The organism is Bradyrhizobium septentrionale (assembly GCF_011516645.4).
Lineage (GTDB): Bacteria > Pseudomonadota > Alphaproteobacteria > Rhizobiales > Xanthobacteraceae > Bradyrhizobium > Bradyrhizobium septentrionale.
The window spans coordinates 42,818-63,735 of sequence record NZ_CP088285.1; the positions used below are offsets into that span (position 1 = coordinate 42,818).

The 20,918-nt window shown below is 64.0% G+C and carries 16 protein-coding genes; 5 read left to right on the forward strand and 11 right to left on the reverse strand.

Annotated features, from left to right (window positions below; all coding sequences use genetic code 11):
• Nucleotides 1-244: 244 nt before the first annotated feature.
• The 3 genes from HAP48_RS02155 (at nt 245) to HAP48_RS02165 (ending at nt 4,549) form a co-directional block, all read left to right on the forward strand.
• Nucleotides 245-1,195 (forward strand): helix-turn-helix transcriptional regulator, encoded by a 951-nt coding sequence (locus HAP48_RS02155; RefSeq protein ID WP_166215155.1) that lies wholly within the window; start codon nt 245-247, stop codon nt 1,193-1,195.
• Between the two features lie 560 nt (nt 1,196-1,755).
• A complete protein-coding gene (locus HAP48_RS02160; protein ID WP_166215153.1) occupies nt 1,756-2,907 on the forward strand; it encodes an HlyD family secretion protein in 1,152 nt (383 codons plus the stop codon).
• 31 nt (nt 2,908-2,938) lie between these two features.
• A complete protein-coding gene (locus HAP48_RS02165; protein WP_166215151.1) occupies nt 2,939-4,549 on the forward strand; it encodes an MDR family MFS transporter in 1,611 nt (536 codons plus the stop codon).
• A gap of 37 nt (nt 4,550-4,586) precedes the next feature.
• Here HAP48_RS02165 and HAP48_RS02170 read toward each other — a convergent pair whose 3' ends face one another.
• Both HAP48_RS02170 and HAP48_RS02175 read right to left on the reverse strand, forming a co-directional pair.
• Nucleotides 4,587-5,225, reverse strand: a complete 639-nt coding sequence (locus HAP48_RS02170; RefSeq protein WP_166215149.1) for an HD domain-containing protein — start codon at nt 5,223-5,225, stop codon at nt 4,587-4,589.
• 229 nt (nt 5,226-5,454) lie between these two features.
• Nucleotides 5,455-5,766, reverse strand: coding sequence for a hypothetical protein (locus HAP48_RS02175; RefSeq protein ID WP_224496881.1), 312 nt, complete (start codon nt 5,764-5,766; stop codon nt 5,455-5,457).
• Between the two features lie 193 nt (nt 5,767-5,959).
• On the opposite strand from HAP48_RS02175, the gene HAP48_RS02180 reads away from it, so the two are divergent.
• Nucleotides 5,960-6,952, forward strand: a complete 993-nt coding sequence (locus HAP48_RS02180) for an alpha/beta fold hydrolase (RefSeq protein WP_166215147.1) — start codon at nt 5,960-5,962, stop codon at nt 6,950-6,952.
• A 94-nt stretch (nt 6,953-7,046) separates the two neighbouring features.
• On the opposite strand, the gene HAP48_RS02185 is transcribed toward HAP48_RS02180, so the two are convergent.
• The 3 genes from HAP48_RS02185 to HAP48_RS02195 all read right to left on the reverse strand — a co-directional run bounded on the left by HAP48_RS02185 (nt 7,047) and on the right by HAP48_RS02195 (nt 11,731).
• A complete protein-coding gene (locus HAP48_RS02185) occupies nt 7,047-8,060 on the reverse strand; it encodes a LysR family transcriptional regulator (protein ID WP_224496882.1) in 1,014 nt (337 codons plus the stop codon).
• A 374-nt stretch (nt 8,061-8,434) separates the two neighbouring features.
• A complete protein-coding gene (locus tag HAP48_RS02190) occupies nt 8,435-9,997 on the reverse strand; it encodes a 2-isopropylmalate synthase (protein ID WP_166215145.1) in 1,563 nt (520 codons plus the stop codon).
• A 507-nt stretch (nt 9,998-10,504) separates the two neighbouring features.
• Complete coding sequence (locus HAP48_RS02195) at nt 10,505-11,731, reverse strand: integrase core domain-containing protein (RefSeq protein WP_420869824.1); 1,227 nt, start codon at nt 11,729-11,731, stop codon at nt 10,505-10,507.
• A 684-nt stretch (nt 11,732-12,415) separates the two neighbouring features.
• On the opposite strand from HAP48_RS02195, the gene HAP48_RS02200 reads away from it, so the two are divergent.
• The gene (locus HAP48_RS02200) at nt 12,416-14,653 is read left to right on the forward strand and encodes a spermine/spermidine synthase domain-containing protein (RefSeq protein ID WP_166215143.1); all 2,238 of its coding nucleotides are present in this window, start codon (nt 12,416-12,418) and stop codon (nt 14,651-14,653) included.
• Nucleotides 14,654-14,872: 219 nt separating this feature from the next.
• On the opposite strand, the gene HAP48_RS02205 is transcribed toward HAP48_RS02200, so the two are convergent.
• The 6 genes from HAP48_RS02205 to HAP48_RS02230 form a co-directional block, all read right to left on the reverse strand.
• A complete protein-coding gene (locus HAP48_RS02205; RefSeq protein WP_166215141.1) occupies nt 14,873-15,817 on the reverse strand; it encodes a polyphosphate kinase 2 family protein in 945 nt (314 codons plus the stop codon).
• The gene (locus HAP48_RS02210) at nt 15,783-16,793 is read right to left on the reverse strand and encodes a branched-chain amino acid ABC transporter permease (RefSeq protein WP_166215139.1); all 1,011 of its coding nucleotides are present in this window, start codon (nt 16,791-16,793) and stop codon (nt 15,783-15,785) included. The genes HAP48_RS02205 and HAP48_RS02210 overlap by 35 nt, the downstream gene beginning before the upstream one ends.
• Nucleotides 16,790-17,671 carry a branched-chain amino acid ABC transporter permease gene (locus tag HAP48_RS02215; RefSeq protein WP_166215137.1) on the reverse strand — a complete coding sequence of 294 codons (882 nt, stop codon included), beginning with the start codon at nt 17,669-17,671 and terminating at the stop codon, nt 16,790-16,792. Before HAP48_RS02215 ends, HAP48_RS02210 begins: the two co-directional genes overlap by 4 nt.
• A 225-nt stretch (nt 17,672-17,896) precedes the next feature.
• Nucleotides 17,897-18,601, reverse strand: a complete 705-nt coding sequence (locus tag HAP48_RS02220; protein ID WP_166217061.1) for an ABC transporter ATP-binding protein — start codon at nt 18,599-18,601, stop codon at nt 17,897-17,899.
• 5 nt (nt 18,602-18,606) lie between these two features.
• Nucleotides 18,607-19,380 (reverse strand): ABC transporter ATP-binding protein, encoded by a 774-nt coding sequence (locus HAP48_RS02225; RefSeq protein WP_166215135.1) that lies wholly within the window; start codon nt 19,378-19,380, stop codon nt 18,607-18,609.
• Between the two features lie 21 nt (nt 19,381-19,401).
• Complete coding sequence (locus tag HAP48_RS02230) at nt 19,402-20,712, reverse strand: ABC transporter substrate-binding protein (protein ID WP_166215133.1); 1,311 nt, start codon at nt 20,710-20,712, stop codon at nt 19,402-19,404.
• Nucleotides 20,713-20,918 lie beyond the last annotated feature (206 nt).

A 20,918-nucleotide genomic window follows, 5' to 3' on the forward strand; every position in this document is an offset into this window, starting at 1 on the left:
GACATCGATCAACGATGCTGACCTAACGCCCGCGGGCCCACCCGTCACACGACGCTTGCAGCAGGATCAGGCAAGGCGCGGCCGTTTTGGGAAAGAACCCGTAGTTCTCCGGGCCTAAAACGCGCAGCCAAAGCTCGCAGCATTAACCGGCAACAATACCGAACACCCGAAGCAACGGCTTCACGCCAGCCCGGGACGTCGAGCCGGTGGCGCGCGCATGGCCTCACAATACGAGTACAAGCCGATGAGCAAACCGATCAAGCACGATGCGCCCGAGCATTCGCAGGCTGCGCCCGAGGCGCGTCAAACCGACGTGCCGGGCAACGAGCACCGTACCGCCGATGCCGAGATGGCGCGCGTGCTCGGGACCACGCCGTTTCACATGGCTCTGGACTCCTCGGGTGCCGGGATCGCGCACTGGAAACATGATCCATTGCACGACGTCGTCGAGCCGATGACCCATCACGTCATCATGGCCTACAACGGCACGGTCCAGCACGTGGAGCGGCGGTCGGGACAATCGGTTGCGACAGGAACGTTCCGGCCCGGCGTCGTGATCATCATTCCGGAAGGATCGAGCTCACGATGGGATATTCCAAAACCTGTTGACGTGGTTCAGCTCTATCTTCCGCACGCCATGCTCACACGCGTTGCGAACGAAGCCGACGCGGCCGCGCCGAAGGACATCCTGGAGCGCACAGGGCATCCCGATGCCATCACATCTCGATTGCTGCTCAGCGCATCGGAGATCGTGGAGAGCAATGACGCGCTGGATACGTTGTTCAGGCAGCAACTGACCGAGCTGCTGGCCACCCGCCTCCTGCTGGCGCACGCCAGTTCGCCAACCACGATCCAGCCGGTCAGGGGAGGACTGGCGCCGAAGGCGCTGCTTCGCGCGATCGAGCGCTTGCGCTCCGACAGCGATGCTGACGTGTCCCTGGCCGCGCTCGCGTCGGAGGCCGGCCTGTCGCGCTTCCACTTCTGTCGCGCCTTCAGGGAGAGCACCGGACTGTCACCCCATGCCTGGCTGCGCCAGCACCGGCTCGAGCAGGCGATGAACATGTTGCAAAACACCGATGAGCCAATCGTGTCGGTGGCGGCGGAGCTCGGCTACGCCTCGCAGACCGCCTTTGCCGCCGCGTTCAAGAAGATGACCGGCGAAGCACCGCGCGATTGGCGGCGACGCGCCCGTTAGCCGCAATTGATCTGCAAGTACGGCAATCGCTCTGGAGCAGCCGCAATGTCGATCCGGTAGATCAGCATGGCAAAGACCTGCAACGGATGGAGACTAGCGATGAACTGGAAGACATGTGTCGCCGCCCTTCCTGCAATCGTTCCGCCACGGCGAGCCCTTGCGACCGCCCTCGTCTACGGTCTCTCACTGGGCGTCCGTTTCACCTCAGCCACGGGCGAACAGGTGGAAGTTCACTCGCTCGCCACGGCGTCCATCATGACAACAGACGATACGCCAACATCCGACAATGGCTGGCCGCTGAGGCTGGCGCAGCCGATCGCTCTGCGACTCACCCAGCCGCCGGCTGCCGGACGCTGTCATGCGGGGTGTGGACGCGCCATACCCATGGCATTGGCGCCGACATGCGGCGCTCCGTAAGCGCCGGATAGATTCCTCTCACAGCTTCGCACCGTTGGCGATCGCGGGTCTCTCCGAGACGCGACGGTGACGCGTGCATCCGGCCTCACGGCCTGCGCCTCTCACCCGTTTGAACTCTTGCGCCACAACTTTCGGAGAATCCCATGTCGAGCCTTCCCTATGCCGCCGAGCAGAAAATCACCACGCATCCGTCTCCGTCGCGCCATGCCATCCGACGCGCAGCATTTGCACTCGCCGCAGCGCTCGGCGTCGCGGGCACTGCCGATTTCGGCTACTACTACATCACCACCGGCCGCTACCTGGAAACGACCGACGACGCCTATGTCAAGGCCGACTCCACGATCATCGCACCCAAGGTTTCGGGCTACATCGCCGAGGTGCTCGTCTCCGACAACGAGCCGGTCAAGGCCGGCCAGACGCTGGCGCGGATCGACGATCGCGACTTCAGGGCCGCGCTGAAGCAGGCCGAGGCGGATGTCGCCGCCTCCGACGCTGCCGTCAAGAACCTCAACGTGCAAATCGAATTGCAGGAGCCGCTGATTCAGCAACAGGCGGCCGAAGTCGATGCGATCGATGCCAGCCTGAAATTCGCGCAGCAGGAACGCGCCCGATACGACGAGCTGATGAAAACCGGTGCCGGCACGATCCAGCGCGCCCAGCAGACCGACGCCGCGTTGCGCGCACAAACTGCGCAGCTGCAGCAAGGCAAGGCCGGATTGATCGCGGCCAACAAGAAGATCGAGGTCCTCGCGACGCAGCGCGCGCAGGCCGTCGCGCAGCTCGGCCACGCCCGGGCGGTCGAACAGCAGGCTGCTCTGAGCCTCTCCTATACCGAGATCACGGCGCCGGTCGGCGGTACGGTGGGCGCGCGAACGCTCCGCGTCGGCCAGTATGTGCAGGCCGGGACCCAGCTGATGGCGGTGGTGCCGCTCGACGCGGTTTATGTGGTCGCGAATTTCAAGGAGACCCAGCTTACCCATGTGCGCAACGGCCAGCCGGTCGAGCTGCGGGTCGACAGCTTCCATTCGACCAGGCTGAAAGGTCATGTCGACAGCCTGTCGCCGGCGAGCGGCCTGGAATTCGCTCTGCTGCCGCCCGACAATGCCACCGGCAACTTCACCAAGATCGTGCAGCGCGTGCCGGTCAAGATCGTCCTCGACGATGCGAGGCTGAGCGGCCGCCTGCGGCCGGGCATGTCGGCTGAGCCGACCGTCGATACGAAATCGGCTGCTGTCGCCGAGCGACTCTCCGACAAGCGGCTCGCAACGCGTGGCGCCGGTCCCACGGTCGACTGACGCATCATCCCTCGCACGCGGTGAGACCACCATGACCACAATGCAAGCTACCGGCGATGCCGTTGCCGCCAGCGAAAGTCAGCTGCCGGCCGCACATCCCGCCGTCTCCGCAAAGACCTGGCTCGCGGTGACAGGCGCGACGCTGGGCGCCTTCATGGCGGTGCTCAATATCCAGATCGTCAATGCCTCGCTTGCCGACATTCAGGGCGGGATCGGTGCAGGCATCGACGACGGCGGCTGGATCTCGACGTCCTACCTGATCGCCGAGATCGTGGTGATTCCACTCTCCGGCTGGCTCGCCCAGGTGTTCTCGGTCCGCATCTATCTCTTGACCAATGCATTCCTGTTCCTGGTGTTTTCAGCGGCGTGCGCGCTGGCACATGACCTGCCGCAGATGATCGTGCTGCGCGCCGTGCAGGGCTTCACCGGCGGCGTGCTGATCCCGATGGCGTTCACGCTCATCATCACGCTGTTGCCGAAGGCGAAGCAGCCGATTGGCCTCGCGATGTTTGCGATCTCCGCGACCTTCGCGCCTGCGATCGGCCCGACCATCGGGGGCTATCTCACCGAGAATTTCGGCTGGCAGTACATCTTCTACGTCAACGTCGTCCCCGGCGCGGTCATGATCGCCATGCTGTACGTCTCGCTGGAGGCTGCGCCGATGAAGCTGTCGCTGCTGCGCGAGGGCGACTGGGCCGGCATCGTCACCATGGCGATCGGGCTCGCCGCGCTGCAGACAGTGCTGGAAGAGGGCAACAAGGACGACTGGTTCGGGTCGCCCTTCATCGTTCGGCTGGCCATCATTGCTGCGGTCGCGCTGGCGCTGTTCCTCGCGATCGAACTGACCACCAAGCGGCCGTTGCTCAACTTGCGTATCCTTTTCCGCCGCAATTTCGGGTTCGGCGTTCTCGCGAACTTCCTGCTCGGCGTCTCACTGTATGGCTCGGTCTATGTCCTGCCGGTCTACCTGTCGCGGATCCAGGGTTACAATTCGGAGCAGATCGGCATGGTGCTGGCCTGGACCGGCCTGCCGCAGCTCCTGCTGATCCCGCTGGTGCCTCGCTTGATGAAGCGCTTCGACCCGCGTCTCGTGATCGGCATCGGTTTCGTGTTGTTCGGGGGTTCGAACTTCATGAACATCCATATCACGAACGACTATGCGGCGGACCAGCTGTTTTGGCCGAATGTCATCCGCGCCTTTGGTCAGGCACTGGTGTTCGCGCCGCTTTCCGCGGTTGCGACCGCGGGAATCGAGCAGGAGAACGCCGGCTCGGCCTCCGCCCTATTCAACATGATGCGAAACCTTGGCGGCGCAATCGGCATCGCGGCGCTGCAGACGTTGCTGACGAAGCGCGAGCAATACCACTCCAACGTGCTTTCGCAGCACGTCACCATGCTCGAGCATGCAACCCGCGCCCGGCTCGATCAGCTCACGCAGTATTTCATCAACCATGGCGTGGTCGACCGGGTGGACGCCGTCCACCACGCCTATGTCGCGATCGGCAAGGTGATCCAGAAGCAGGCCTTCATTCTCGGCTTCAGCGATACTTTCTATCTGCTCGGCGTCTCGCAGATCGTCGCGCTGATCGCGGCGCTCATGCTCACGAAGCCCGATCGTCTCGACGCCGGCGGCGCCCACTGACCATCAACGGCAACGCCTCACCGGTGTTGATGACGACCTAGCTCGGCCACGGCGTATTGCGAATCCGCGTGCAGGCGTTCGGCCTGTGGAACGTCGGATCTTGCTCGCAGACAAAATCGAAGTTGACCGTGCCGAACGTGGTGTGCGGCTTCTTCAACGCCGAGCAGGTTTGAACCGCGATGAACTCGTTCTTGAAATCACCGCGGGGAAACGCCGCGATAACGCCGTCGCGCTGCTCTGCCTTGTAGTCGTCGTATCCGACGCCGACGGCATCGACCAGGACACCGGCATTGGTGAGCGCGATTTCCGGCCGCATGTATTGCGGGATGCCGGGCGTGGTGTGCAAGGCAATCGCCTCCCACACCAGATCCGCCTTCGGCTCGGGAATGCCGTGGCTGCGGAGAAATTCGCGCGCCGCATCGGCGCCGTCGACCTCGAACCGCTTGGTCTCGGTGTGGAAAGCGTCGGCAAGACCCAAATCATGGAACAGCGCGGCGACATAAAGCAGTTCGGGGTCGAACTTCAGATTTTGCCTGATGCCCTTGAGCGCGCCGAACACGAACACGCGAACCGAGTGATTGAACAACATCTCGGTCTCGTGCTGCCGCACCAGCTCGGCGGCTTCGCGTGCGATCCTGCTATCCGGGATTCGAACGCCGGAAATGATCTCGGCCATGTGCGCTCCTGTCTGCTGCGATAAATCGTCGATCAGTACCTAGCGCGCAAATGATGGACCGGAAGCCTCGTGCCGCATGAAGATTCGACACTGGGATATTGAGCCGGATGCAGCATCCCGCGCAGGCCGCAAGCCCCGTGGCGCGACCACTTGTCTCCGCGCGTCCACCGCGATGGCCAGCAAGAGACCGCCCGAAGGCGGTCTCGCACTCAAGGAAGAAGGCGCTCCGTCAAATATCGACCTGGATGGTAAGGTTGGAGCGTACCCAATCCGATTGTCCGGCCTTCAGCCGCTTGGCTTGAAATTCCGCGAAAGCCGGATCGGCACCAAGTGAGGCCAAGCTGCGCCCATAAGCCTCTATACTGTCGAAGCGAGCGACAAAGGCGTAGTTTCCGACCTCGCCACCGATCACCGACCAATAGCTCACGTCGGCCCCGTGTTTCCTCCAGAGGACAGCCCCTTCCTTTGCAAGCTGCAAGACCGTCGCAAGATCGCCACCGGGTTTTGGATGTGAAACGAACTGCATGACAACTGCAGGCATCTTCCCCTCCATTGATAATTTATTGCCGCCAAATAACTTGTTGGGTCATTCAACGCCGAGGAGAATTCCAAGCAGGGCAATCCTGGGCTTGATCTGGATCAATTCTGACACGAAATTGCGCTAAGCTGTCGGCACGCGTTGTCCTTGGTGGACCGAAAATGGTCCTCACCTCGCCCTGAATCGGGAACAGCCCATGCCGCCGGCCATCACACCGGACATCACGCCAGACTTGCAGACCATCGAGACCAACGGCATCCGCCTTCGCGTGGCATTGGCCGGCGCGGGCCCGCTTGTGGTCTTGATCCATGGCTTTCCGGAGGGCTGGTATTCGTGGCGGCACCAGATCCCGGCGCTCGCAGCCGCCGGCTATCGCGTTGCCGCGCCTGACGTCCGCGGCTATGGCGGCAGCGACAAGCCGCACGCCATCGAGGCCTACGCGCTCAAGACCATCGCAGCCGACATCGACGGCCTGATCGCAGCACTCGGCGCGGACCGCGCCGTCGTGGTTGGCCACGATTGGGGCGCGCCGATCGCCTACGGCACGGCCTCGTTTCATCGCGAGCGCGTGCGCGCCGTGGCGGGACTGAGCGCACCGGCCCTCGGCCGGGGACCGATGCCGAGCGTCCAGCTGTTTCGCAACATCTACAAGGACCGCTTCTTCCACCAGCTCTATTTTCAGGAGCCCGGTGTGGCCGAGGCCGAACTCGAGGGCGACGTCCCGACCAGCCTGCGCAAGCTCTACTATTGGAGCTCCGGCGAAGGGCAAAAGGCCGGCGCGAAGATCGAGAATCCGGCAGCGCGCGGCCTGCTCGATCGCCTCGTCGATCCCGATCCGCTTCCGGCTTGGCTGAGCGCGGCCGATCTCGACTATTTCGCCAGCCAGTTTCAGAACAGCGGCTTCCGCGGCCCGCTCAATCGCTACCGCAACTCCGAGCGCGATTTCGAGGACATGGCGGTTTTCGACGGCAGGCAGATCACGCAACCGACCGCCTTCATGGCCGGCAGCCTCGAACCGATCCTCCGCATGATCCCCGGCGTCGATATGGTCGACCTGATGCGGCAGCGCTGCGCCGACCTTCGCCTGGTCCGGATCATGGAGGACGCCGGCCATTGGCTGCAGCAGGAGCGGCCGGCCGAAGTCAACGCGGCGCTGCTCGAGTTTTTGCGCGGCCTTCCGGCGGCTTGAATCGTTGGGAAAGGCGCATTGACACGCTGGAAGGATCTTCCGTGGGTCCGAAGTCAAAACGCCAAGATTACGGCCGGAGCAGTGACGGCCGTCGTCATGACGGGCATGCTGTTCGTGATTTTGCTGGCATTGATGATAGCGGTTTAGCTCCATCGGTCTCCGCCGCGCGCAGATAGTCCAGCATCAGGCGGCTGGTGGCCGACAGATGGGCTGTGTCACGGACCACGATCTTCAATTCGCGGCGGCCCCAGGCATCGCGCAGCGGAATCGCACGAAGCCCCATGCCGGCGCCGACCACCTCGAAGGCGCGATCGGGGATCAGGCCGAGGCCCATATTGGCCTGCACCATGCGGCAGACCGCATCGAAGCCGGGCACGTTGATGCGCAGCCGCATCGTCTTGCCGGCCTGCGTCGCCGCATATTGCGAGCGCAGATAGATCGAGCTCGCGGTGTGCAGGCCGATATGGTCGAAATCGAGCGTCTCGGTGAACAGCAGACTGGCGCGGCCGGCCAGCGGATGGTCCGGCCGCATCACGACCACCAGATTGTCGTAGCGGTAGTGGAAGGCTTCGAGCGCGCGGCTGTCGGCCTCCACGGAGCAGATGCCGATCTCGGCCGCACCCTCCTCGATGCCGCGCACCACCTGCCCGCTCGGCCGTTCCTGCAGGTCGACGCGGAGCAATTCATGCGCGCCGAAGAAGGCGGAGAGATCCTCGGGCAGATACTGCACGATCGCCGAGAGGTTGGCGAGCATGCGGACATGGCCGCGCACGCCGTGCGAATATTCCGACAGCTCGACCGCGATCTTTTCGACATTGAGCAGCGTGACCCGGGCATGATGCAGCAGTGCCTCACCGGCCGGCGTCAGCGCCATGCCCTTGGCGAGCCGCTTGAACAGCGTGACGCCGAACGCCAGCTCGAAATCGTTCATCCGCTTCGACACCGCCGACGCCGCGATCCCCTCGCGCTGCGCGGCGCGGGTGAGGTTCTGCTCGTCGCAGACCGCGACGAACAGGCGAAGCGTGGTGAGATCGACGCGGCGGGTCAGCGCGGTCTCTGCGGGCGTGGGGCTGCGTTGCGTGTCTGATACGAGCGAGGCGAGCGGCATGGGCGGCGTCCTGGCGGGAGAGGACGCAAGGTTAGCCCCGGGGGTGGCACGGAAGATTCCAAAGCGGCGCGGGATGGCGTCGATTGTTGGGAAATAATTCCAAGAATGCGCCAAGAAAGCGAATTTCATCCCAAGCCGCTCAGGGCAATCTCCCACCGTCCCCCCGCGCGACGGCTTCGCCGTTGTCGCTGGAGGTGCGAGCGAAGCGAGCCTCGAAGGGCGACGGCCCGGCTCTTCCCACCAGATCGTGGGGGCCGTGCATCCTTCGAGACGCGCGTTCCGCGCTCCTCAGGATGACGGGTTGAATGTGTGCTCAAACGAAAAACGCGGCGCCGGGACGCCGCGTTTCCGAATGCGTCGATCGCGCGCGCTCGTCAGCCCGCTACCTTGGAGGCCGGCACGTCGCGCTGGCGCTTCATGACGATCTTGTTCAGCGCGCCGAGATAGGCCTTTGCAGAGGCGACCAGGGTGTCCGGATCGGCGGCGCGGGCGGTCATCGAACGGCCCTCATGGGCGAGCCGCACCGAGACCTCGGCCTGCGCGTCGGTGCCTTCGGTCACCGCGTGCACCTGATACAGCTCCAGCTTGGCCTCGTGCGGCACCAGGCGCTTGATGCAGTTGAAGACGGCGTCGACCGGGCCGTTGCCCTCGGCTTCCTCGATCTTGATCTGGCCGTCGACGTCGAGCTTCATGGTCGCGCGCTGCGGGCCATGGGTGCCGGCGATCACGGTCAGGGAGGTCAGCTTGATGCGGTCGTGGGCGGCCGCCATCTCCTGGTCGACCAGCGCCTCGATGTCCTCGTCGTAGATGTCCTTCTTGCGGTCGGCGAGCGCCTTCATCCGCGTAAAGGCATCCTCCAGCTGGTTGGCGCCGAGCTTGTAGCCCATCTCCTCCAGCTTGTGGATGAAGGCGTGGCGGCCGGAATGCTTGCCGAGCACCAGCGAGGACTGCTTCAGGCCGACCATTTCGGGCCGCATGATCTCGTAGGTCGAGGCGTCCTTCAGCACGCCGTCCTGATGGATGCCGCTCTCATGGGCGAACGCGTTGCGGCCGACGATCGCCTTGTTGTACTGCACCGGGAACGAGGTGGCGGCCGACACCACCTTGGAGGCGCGGGTCAGCTGCGTGGTGTCGATCTTGTTCCAGTACGGAAACTTGTCGTTCCGCACATTGATCGCCATCACGATCTCTTCCAGCGCGGCATTGCCGGCACGCTCGCCGATGCCGTTGACGGTGCACTCGACCTGCCGGGCGCCGCCGACGATGCCGGCCAGCGAGTTCGCGACCGCCATGCCGAGGTCGTTGTGGCAGTGCACCGAGAACACCGCCTTGTCGGAGTTCGGCACGCGCTCGATCAAGGTCCGCATGAAGTGGGTGTATTCCTCCGGCACCGTGTAGCCGACGGTATCGGGGATGTTCACCGTGGTGGCGCCGGCCTTGATCACGGCTTCGACGATCCGGCACAGATAGTCCATCTCGCTGCGGGTGCCGTCCTCGGCCGACCATTCGACGTCGTCGATCTGGTTGCGGGCGCGGGCGACCATCGCGACCGAGGTCTCGATGACCTCCTCGGGGGTCTTGTTCAACTTGACCCGCATGTGCAGCGGCGAGGTCGCGATCACGGTGTGGACGCGGCCGCGGCGGGCAAACTTCACGGCTTCGGCGCAACGGTCGATGTCGGCCGGGTGGGCGCGGGACAGGCCGGCGATCACCGCGTTCTTGGAGCGGCGGGCGATCTCGCTGACCGCCTGGAAGTCGCCTTCGGAGGTGATCGGGAAGCCGGCCTCGATGACGTCGACGCCCATATCGTCCAGCAGTTCGGCGACCTCGAGCTTCTCCTCGAAGGTCATGGTGGCGCCGGGGCACTGCTCGCCGTCGCGCAGGGTGGTGTCGAAAATGATGACGCGGTCCTTGTCGGACTTGTTCGCGGTGGTCATGTCAGAAATTCCTTTGAGCTTTTGCGCCCGTCATGTTGCTGCTTGAGCGATTGCCTGGGCGGTTATCAGGGTCCGGTGATCTCGTACAAACCCCTGAGTGCCCAGGCGCAAACGCCCAGCCGGCCCTCAGGGGCAGGTAAGAAGCAGGCCGCCAATAAGCAGGGTGGGCCGCGCGGCCGGGATCGTGGCGGTAGCCTGGGCCACCTCCCCCGTAATCCCATCGATTTGGCCGCGAATCAGCATTGCCAGACCCTGTTGAGCGCCAAAATCCTCGGGCAAAACCGTTGACGGTTGGTTGCCGGGAGCGCTTACGCGCCGTCGTTCTAGACGATTATGGCAAGCTGCCGCAATGGGTAAAGATGGTCAGTCGGGTTGACCTAACGGCGGGCGGCGGGTTGGCGCGGGGTCGCGGCACACGTGGGGGACGCACCAGCAGTAGGGTTGAGCAACCGGCGACATGGGTAACGGTTCAGACCGACGACATGGGTAACACAATTCTCGTTTCGTTCAGGTCTGTTGTTGGGGCTGTGGACCCTGAGGGCAACGCGTAGCGTTGTCCTCAAGTCCACAGCCTTTTGCCTTGCGTTTGGGTCTGCGGAGTTGGTCACCGCGATGGGCGATCGTGCCGAGCACGATCGGGCCATAGCTGACGGTCCAGCCGTCCGGGTCCTCGGCCAAGCCGACGGGCTCACCGATCAGCGCTTCGCTGATATAGATCGTGTTGCCCAACCACTTGATCTCTCCGTTGTGCCGGACCGAGCGGACGTCCTGACCGTCAGCGTATTCCGGCTTGCGCAAGACACCGTCGAAGCGGCGCGAGGAGGCCTGGTAACGGTCGGCTGGCGTGGCGTTGTCGAGCGATTGGTGAGGACGCTCTTCGTTGTAGAGATGCTGGAAGCTGTGCAAGCGCTTGAGCTGCTCGCGCATGGTGGGAGCCGGCGGATTGGCAACGTCTTGCAGCAGCGTCAGATGCATCCGCTCATGGCGGCCGTTCTGCTGAGGTTTGCCCGGTGCAATGCGCTCCGGCGTCACGCCGGCTTTGATCAGCTTGACCGACAGTCGTGACAATCCTCCGGCGCCGCGCGAGGCAAACGGCGAGCCGTTGTCCGAGCGCATGTAGAGTGGCAACCCAAACTCGCGCAACGCAGCGTCCAGCACAGGCCAGACATGATCCGTGTCGGTGCGTGCCAAGGCCTGGCAGCGCAGCAGATAGCGGCTATAGGCATCGGTGAGCGTCAGCGGTTCGCAGCGCATGCCGTCCCCGGTCAGGAACCAGCCCTTGAAGTCGATGCACCAGACGTCGTTGGCCGCCTCGCAACCGGCAAAGGGCGCGCTCGAGGGCGGCCCGCGCCGGCGCAGCTTGCGCTTCACCGTCAGCCCCTCACGATCGAACAGCTCGCCGATCGTGCTTGCCGCGGGCCATGCCGTCCGAGGTGACTTCCGTTCGAGAAAGGCCAGCACCTTGATCGGCCCCCAGCTAGGATGCGCCCGACGCACCTCAAGGCAGCGCTCAGCGATCTTCTCCGCAACGCTTTGTGGACGATGCAGCGGAGCTCGCGGACGATCGAACAGTCCGGCCGCGCCTTCTTCCTCGAACCGTGCAAGCCATTTGTAGCCCACCCGACGGCTCACTCCGAACCGCCGGCACACCGCCGCAAACGACTCCTCGTGCTTTTGTGCCGCCACCACAAACCGCATCCGTTCATCCACAGCACAGGTCTCCATCCACCCCATCGGCAAGTTCCTCCTTGCCGATCAGTTGACCTGTTACCTATGTCGCCGGTCTATTCTGTTACCTATGTAGCCGGTTAGGACCAGGGTTCCCTCCCCCCTTGCGGGGGAGGGTCAGGGAGAGGGGTGGCCGCATAACGTGCTCTCTCCAATGTCTGCCTGGATCATCACGATGCGATCGAGATTGTGAGAACGGCCGTCCCTACCGATCATCTCGCCCGGGGCCACCCCTCGCCCCAACCCTCTCCCACAAGGGGAGAGGGAGCCTGACCTGCGTGGTCACCTCACGATATCGACGCCGTGAATCGTAGAATCGTAGAATGGGTAGAGCGCAGCGAAACCCATCGCCTTCCGACGTTGTCACCCGATCAGCGCATCGTCGGCGCTATTAGGCGCTGAGCGCGCTGCACGTATGAAGCCGGACATCCCGCGCAGCGCGCGCTCACACCCGTGCCGGGACAGGTGCGACGAAACCTGACGTACACCATGACACCATAAGCGACATCATCGGGCGCCACCCACGGCACGTACGCCGCCGGCTCAATCAATCTTTGTTCAACGGGTTGCACCTAGGCTGCGGGCGGCGACCCGAGCGGACTCATATCCATGGCCGACGAGACGACCACCTGGTAGCCGCGGCGCATTTGCCGACGATCCAGGCGAAGACTTTTTGGTTAAGGAGATATGATGCCCGCGACGAAATTGGCCGAAGGGCTCAACCAGCGAGAAGAGCTCAACCAGCGACAGGTCGGCTTCAATCTCTTCCTCGTCGGATTCCTGATCCTGTTCCTCGAGCTGGCCTGCATCCGCTGGTTCTCGGCCAAGGTCGTCTTCCTGCAGTTCTTCACCAACATCGTGCTGCTCGCGGCCTTCCTCGGCATGTCCTGCGGCTGCCTCGCCGCGCGGCGCAGCACCAACTGGCTTGCGCTGTTTCCGGGGCTCGCCTTCGTGACCTTCGCCACCGTGGTCGCGATCATGCTGCTGTATTCCTACTGGGGCGGGCTCGCGGTCGACGTCGGCAATCAGGCTTCGCCCCAGGAGGTGTTTTTCGGCACCGAGTATCGCAACCCCGATCTCGCCCAATTCGTCGTACCGATCGAGGCGATCGCCGGGCTGTTCTTCGTGCTGATCGCGCTGATGTTCGTCGGCCCCGGCCAGGCGCTTGGCCGCGCCTTCGACGCCTACCCCAACCGGGTCGCCGGTTATTCGCTGAACATCGGCGGCAGCCTCGCGGGCATCGTCGGGTTCTCGCTGCTGTCGTTCGCGCAGGCGCCGCCGATGGTCTGGTTCGGCATCAGCTGCGCCGGCATCGTCTATCTGCTCTACCAGGACAAGGCGCTGTCGATCCTGCGTCTGGTTACGCTGATCGTGGTGGTGGGTTTCATCGGGTTCTACACCGATCGTTCCGAGACCCATGAAAACCGCTGGTCGCCCTACTACGCCGTCGACCTCAACAAATCGAGCGGCGAGATCACCGTCAACAATATCGGCCATCAGGAAATGATGCCGTTCAGCGACCGTGGCTCGTCCTATTCGCTGATCCATCTGCTGCAGAAGCACAGCGGCGGCGCGCCATTCAAGGACGTCATGATCATCGGCGCTGGCTCCGGCAACGATCTGGCGCACGCCTTGCGCTTCGGCGTCGACCGCATCGATGCGGTCGAGATCGATCCGGTGATCCAGAACATCGGCATCAACAACCACCCCGACAAGCCCTATCAGGATCCGCGGGTGGTGCCGCATCTCGATGACGGAAGGCATTTCCTGCGCACCACCGAACGCAAATACGATCTGGTGGTCTACGCGCTGGTCGACTCGCTGATCCTGCACAGCGGCTACGCCAACATCCGCCTCGAAAGCTATCTGTTCACCGAACAGGCGTTCCAGGACGTCCGCCGCGTGCTGAAGCCGGACGGCATCTTCGTGATGTACAATTACTACCGCCAGGGCTGGATCGTGCAACGCGTCGCAGCGATGGCGAAACAGGTGTTCGGCTGCGATCCGCTGGTGCTGCCGCTGCCCTACAAGGAAACGCTGACATCGTCGGAGGCGGTCGGCTTTACCACCATCATCGCGGGCTGCAATCCGCGCATCTCCACCGCGTTCCGCGACCGCGGCCAGTTCTGGCTGAACAGCCTGCCGCCGGAGAACCTTTCGGTCGACGGCTTCGACAAGCCGCAGGACAGGGTACAGGTCAAGGCGCAAGACAAGACAGCCGCCAAGCACGGCGACTGGGTGCCGCTGGCGCCGGCGAAACTGGTGGTCGACAATGCAGGCGCCGCGCAACCGACCAGCGACGACTGGCCGTTCCTCTATGTCAGCGGCAGGCTGATCCCCGACCTGACCGTTCGCTCGATGATCCTGCTCGGCGTGCTCGGGCTTGGCCTCGTCTATCTGTTCAAGCCGAAGGGCGTCTGGAGGCCCAACAACCGGATGTTCTTCCTCGGCGCGGCCTTCATGCTGCTGGAAACCAAGGCCGTGGTGCAGATGGCGCTGCTGTTCGGCAGCACCTGGCTGGTCAACTCCGCGGTGTTCTTCACCGCGCTGCTGCTGATCCTCGCCGCCAATCTCTATGTGATCAGGGTGCCGTCGACCCGGCTGGTGCTGCATTATGCTGGGCTGCTGGCGCTGCTGGCGGTCGCGGTGCTGGTGCCGCTCGACACCTTCCTGAGCGGCGGCCTCGTCTGGCGCTATGTGATTCCCTGCGCGCTGGCGCTCGGCCCGATGTTCTTCGCCGGCGTGATCTTCGCCCGCACCTTCCGCGACGAGCCCAATCCCGACCAGGCGTTCGGCTCGAACATCGCGGGATCGGTCATCGGCGGCCTCGCCGAGGCCTGCTCGACGCTACTCGGTTTCCGTTATCTCCTCATCGTGGCGATCGGGTTCTATCTCCTGTCCGCGTGGATGCCGTCGCGCAAGGGCTAAAGCGCGAAAGATTTTTGATTGAAGCAGTCGGACCGCAAACTGGTCTCGCCTCTCCCGCTTGCGGGGGAGGCCGACGCGCGTAGCGCGGCGGGTGGGGGCTCTCTCCACGATGGGATTCGCGGCGATACCCCCACCCCGGCCCTCCCCCGCAAGCGGGAGAGGGAGCCCGACCGGCTCGCTCACCTCACGTGATGGCGGCGCGAACGCTGACGACGCGCGCTACTTCTTCACAGCCACCTTCTTCTCAGCCGCGCCGCCCTTGCCTTCCGCCTCCAGCGCCGCGCGGACGCGCTTGAATTCGCTTAAGTCGGCCTTGTCGACCTCGGGGAATTTCAGCTCGAGTCGGTCGAGCGCATTGACGATGGTCGAGCCGATCACGACGCGGGCGAACCATTTGTGGTCGGCGGGCACGATGTGCCAGGGCGACTCCTTGGTCGCGGTGTGGTGGATCATGTCCTGATAGGCGGCCTGATATTTCGCCCACAGCGCGCGCTCGGAGATGTCGGCCATCGAGAACTTCCAGTTCTTGGCCGGCTCCTCGAGCCGGGCGAGGAAGCGCTGGCGCTGCTCTTCCTTGGAGACGTTAAGGAAGAATTTCAGGATCATGGTGCCGTTGCGCGACAGATAGCGCTCGATCGCGGCGATATCCTCAAAACGCTCGCGCCAGATGTTCTTGGTGACGAGGCGCTTCGGAATCTTCTGCTTGGCGAGCACGTCGGCGTGCACCCGCACCACGAGACACTCCTCGTAGTAGGAGCGGTTGAAGATGCCGATGCGGCCGCGCTCCGGCAGCGCGATCATGGCCCGCCACATGAAGTCGTGGTCGAGTTCTTTCGTCGACGGCTGCTTGAAGGAGGAGACCTCGCAGCCCTGCGGGTTGACGCCCTCGAACACGCTCTTGATCGCCGAATCCTTGCCGGCGGCGTCCATGCCCTGGAAGATCAGCAGCAACGACCAGCGGTCCTGGGCGTAGAGCTTCTCCTGGTAGTCGTTGAGCCGCTTGCGGTTGGCCTCGATGATCTTGCCGCCGGCGTCCTTGTCGATACCGCCCTTCTCGGCGGTCGGATACGATTTGAGATGAAACTCGCTCGAACCGTCGAAGCGGAACGGCGCGACGTAGGGTTTCAGTTCATCGGCGAGCGATGGGGGCGGTTTGTTGCTCATGACCTCTCGACGGCTTGCGTGGCGATTTAACCAGGTCGATCACGCTACCAAGAATGCCCTTGGGCAGGAAGATGATGAAAAGCACCAGCAGCACGCCATAGACCAGATTGTCCCAGCCGACCGCCTTGGTGCCGAAGCCGATGCGCAGCACCTCGGCCAGCACGATGGTGATGACCGCGCCGACCGTGGGTCCGAGCGCGACATAGACGCCGCCGACGATCGCCGCGAACACCATCTGCAAGGAGACTGCGATGCCGCTCACCGTGTCCGGCGAGATGAACATCTGGTACTGGCAGTAGAGCGCGCCAGCGAGCGCGGTCATCAGTGCGCTGATCAGGGTGATCTTGAGCTTCTCCGCGGTGACGTTGACGCCGGCCGCGGCGGCGGCGTCTTCATCCTCCGAGATTGCCTCCATGGCGTGGCGGATCATGCTGCGGTCGATCGCGCGCCAGATCACGAGGCCCAGAACCCAGACCGCGAGTGCGATCAGGTACCAGGTGATCTTGTCGTCGAACTGCAGCGCGAGCAGGCCCTTGCCGCTCGGGGCACGCTGCGGCGTGTAGCCGAGCGATCCGCCGGTATAGTCGCGGGTTGCGGTGATGACCTGGAGCACGATGCCCGACAGCGCCAAGGTCACCAGCACGAAATAATGCCCGGTGATGCGGAAGCGGAAGCAGGGATAGGCGACGATCAGCGCGAGCACACCCGCAGTTGCCATGCTCAGGGGAATGCCGATCCAGGGCGAGACGCCGAGGTGGTTCCAGAGCAGCGCGGTAACATAGGCGCCGATGCCCATGAAGCCGCCATGGCCGAGCGAGACCAGACCGAAGCGGCCCATGATCGACCATGAGGTGTAGGCGAACGACCAGATCAGGATCAGCACCAGCACGTGCAGATGATAGGGATCGCGGTGCACGAAGGGCAGCGCGACCAGCGCAATCAGCGCGATGACCCAGAAGGCGAGCTTGCTATTCACGAGCGCCTCGCCAAAAGGCCCGCGGGCCGGATGAACATCATGACGATGAAGAAGGCGAAAGCCAGCACGTAGCCCCATTCGAGATCGGAGAACAGGCCGCCGAGCGAGATGATCTCGGCGAACACGAAGGCGGCGATGAAGCCGCCGATGAAATTGCCGAGCCCGCCGAGCACGCAGATCAGGAAGGTGATCGGCCCGAACGACAGGCCGACGAACGGATGCACGTCATATTGCAGCACCAGGAGGCAGGCGGCGAGGCCGGCGAGCCCGCCGCCGATCGCCGAGGTGACGAGATAGATGCGCCTGGGATCGACGCCCATCAGCGGCATGATCTGGCGGTCCTGCGCGATGGCGCGGATAGCGGTGCCGGTGAAGGTGCGGGTCAGGAACAGATAGACGCCGATCATGCCGACCAGCGCCGCGCCGAACGACAATAGTCGCGCGTAGCTGAAATTCATCTCGCCGAGCGCCAGCACCGGCAGGCGGATGCCGAGATTGCGGAAATCGATGCCGAAGGCGACGGTGGCAAAGCTCTGCAGGATGAACAGCACACCGCCGGTGGCGAGCAGCTGGTTGATCGGCGGCGCGGTCAGCAAGGGCGCGATCACCAGGAAATGCAGCGCGGCCCCCAGCAGCGCCACCAGCAGGATGACGAGCGGCGCCGCCGCCCAGTACGGCAAATGATAATACTGCACGAGGTAATACATGCCGTACATGCCGATCATCACGAGCTCGGCGTAGCAGATCCAGGTGACGTCGATGACGCCGAAGATCAGGTTGAGCCCGAGCGCCAGCAGCGCCAGCACGCCGCCGAGCAGGATGCCGTTGATCACAGCCTCCAGCAGGTAGATGTCGAAGATGTTGAGGAAGGATTGCATGGCTGCTCTGTCTTAGGCCGGGTCGCCGTCATTTAGCTGAATTAGCGCAACCGTCATCCTGAGGTGCGAGCGGAGCGAGCCTCGAAGGATACACGGCCCGTCTGTGGCCGATTCATCCTTCGAGGCGCGCAAGAGCGCGCACCTCCCGAGCGAACGCACGCGCGTTCGTCCGGGGATGACGGGTGACTGTATGAATGGGCCTGCTCGTTCCACGAACATCATCCCCTATACCCCCAAATACGCCTGCTTGATGGTGTCGCTTGCCGCGAGCTCCGCTGCTGTCCCGGCGGCGCGGATGCTGCCCGCTTCCAGCAGATAGGCGCGGTCGACCACGCGCAGCACCTGCTGCACGTTCTGCTCGACGATCAACACCGTCAGCCCGCTGGCGCGGATGCGCTTGACCAGTTCGAACACCTGCTGCACCACGACCGGCGCAAGCCCGGCCGACGGCTCGTCGAGCAGCAGCAGTTTCGGGTTCGACATCAGGGCGCGGCCGATCGCGCACATCTGCTGCTCGCCGCCCGACATCGTGCCGGCCATCTGGTGCTGCCGCTCCTTCATGCGCGGAAACAGCTCGAACACGAAGTCGAGCCGCTCGGCGTATTGCGCGCGGGCGCCCGGCATGTAGGCGCCCATCTTCAGATTGTCGGCTACCGTGAGCCGCGGAAACAGCCGGCGATTTTCCGGCACATGCGCAATCCCGAGGCTGACGATGCGATGCGGCGGCGTCGCGACGACGTCGGTGCCTTCCATCGCGATGGTGCCCCGGATCGGGCGGATCAATCCCGAGATCACGCGCATCAGGGTGGTCTTGCCGGCGCCGTTCGGGCCGATCACGCCGACCGCCTCGCCCGCCCGGACGTCGAGGCTGACGTCGAACAGCGCCTGGAAGCTGCCATAACCTGCATCGATCGATTTCAGTTCCAGCATGCCGCTCATGCCCCGATCCGGCGGCGCGCCTGCTCGGCGACGGCGGCCGCCAGGCTCGCGTCGGCATCGGTGCCGAGATAAACCTCGATCACGCGCGGATTGCCGGCGACATCGGCCGGCAAGCCTTCGGCGATCTTCTCGCCGTGATCGAGCACCATCACACGGTCGACCACGCGCATCAACACGCCCATGATGTGCTCAACCCAGATGATGGTGATGCCGAGCTCGTCGCGGATCCGGCGCAGCATGTCGGCGGCCTGGTCCATCTCGGTCTCGTCGAGGCCGCCGAGGCTTTCATCCGCCAGCAGGAGTTTCGGGCCGGTGGCGAGCGCTTTTGCCAGTTCGAGCTTCTTCAACCCGGCCGCGCCGAGGCCCTCGACGCTGCTGTGGCGGTCGGTCGGCAGCCCAACCATCGCCAGCGCACGTTCGGCGGCCTCCTCGGCCTTGGCGCGGCTGTGACGGCCCTGGCCGTAGAAGCCGGCAAGCACGACATTCTCGAAAATGCTGAGGCGGTGGAACGGCCGCGGGATCTGAAAGGTGCGGCCGATGCCGCCGACGATGATCCGATGCGGGGCGAGCCCCGCGATTTCGCGGCCGTCGAACAGGATCGAGCCCTCGGTCGGCGGCAAGGTGCCCGACAGCATGTTGAAGATCGTGCTCTTGCCGGACCCGTTCGGGCCGATCAGGCCGAGGATCTCGCCCTGCGCGACGCGGAACGAGACGTTGTTGACGGCGCGAAAGCCGCCAAACCGCTTGACCAGGCCTTCGACGGCGAGCACGGCGTCCCTTTCGCGAGCGAACTATTTGTAGCTGTATGTGGTGCCGGCCGGCAGCGGCAGCTCGGTCTCGCGCTGCATCTGGCTCTTCGGCCACACCACATAGGATTTGTCGTCGATATATTGCAGCACCACCGGGAACGAGCGCGCGTTCTGCCCGGCGTACTGCTCGCCCTCGCCGAAGAATTTCACGCCGTAGCCGAGCATGGTGCCGCCCTCGGGAATGTCGGTGTCGAGCGCGGCCTTGCGCAGCGCGTCCGGATCGACGCCGCCATACTTCTTGATCGCGCGCGGCAGCACGTCGTCGAAGAACACGTAAGCGTTGGACGCACCGATGCCGACATGGGCGGAGCGGATCGGCACACCCGGCTTGAGCTTGTCGAATTCCTCGCCGACCATCTTGATGACCGGCGGAAGTTTCGTATCCATGCCCTTCTGGTTGGCGAGCCAGATCGAGATCGGGTCGGTGTTGAAGAGATAGTTGGCGTCGGCGCCGAGGCCTTCCTTGAGCTTCTCGTAGACGCCATAGCCCGCGCCATGGCCGACGATGGCGCCGAACTTCAGCCCCTGCTCGCGGGCCTGGCGGAATAACAGGGTGATGTCCGGATTGTAGCCGGTGTGGAAGATCACGTCGGGCTTGGCCCGCTTCAGCTTGGTGACCAGCGCCGACAAATCGGGCGCGGTCGCCGAATAGCCCTCCTTGAGCACGATATTGAAACCGGCCTTCTTGGCGCCGGCCTCGTTGCCCTTGGCGACGTCGACGCCATAGGCGCCGTCCTCATGGATGATCGCGACGCGGAGGTCCTTCGGCTCCTTGCCGAACTTGGACATCGAATATTGCGCGATGAAGTCGGTCGTCATCATGCCGTACTGGTTGCCGGCGGCCTGCGGACGGAACACATATTTATAGTTCTTGCCGTCGAACACGCCCGAGGAGATGCAGGTCGTGATCCACATGAACCTCTTCATCTGCTCGACCCGGGCCGAGACCGGCACGCATTGCGCCGAGGAGAAGAAGCCCATCACCAGGTCGACCTTCTCCTGCTCGAGCAGGCGGACGGCCTCGTTGATGGCGATGTCGGGCTTGCTCTGCGCGTCGGCGTAGACGGCCTCGACCTTGTAGCCCTCGACGCCGGTCTTGACGTAATGGTCGAGCATGATCTTGACGCCGGTATATTGCAGCTCGGAGCCGCCGCCGGCGAGCGGGCCGGTCAGATCGAAGATCACGCCGATCTTGATTTTCTTGTCCTGCGCATGTGCGGCGTCAGCGAAGCCCAGCACCGCAACCGCGACCGACAGACCCGCGAGCCAGCGGGCAGCCCTCCTGACCGGCATGAATCCCTCCCCAGAGATTGTGCACTGCATTTTTTGTTGTCGTGCCGCCCTATCACAGGGGGAGCGGCCGATGATGTCAAGCGCGATGGCTGCGTCCGCACGGCGCAGGCCTGCGTAAACTTTCGGCGGAGCGTCGCGGACGCGCGGCGCCGACGCGGGTGCACATCAAACCTGCGGCCGCTTTGGCCTCAAATCAAAAAGGCCAC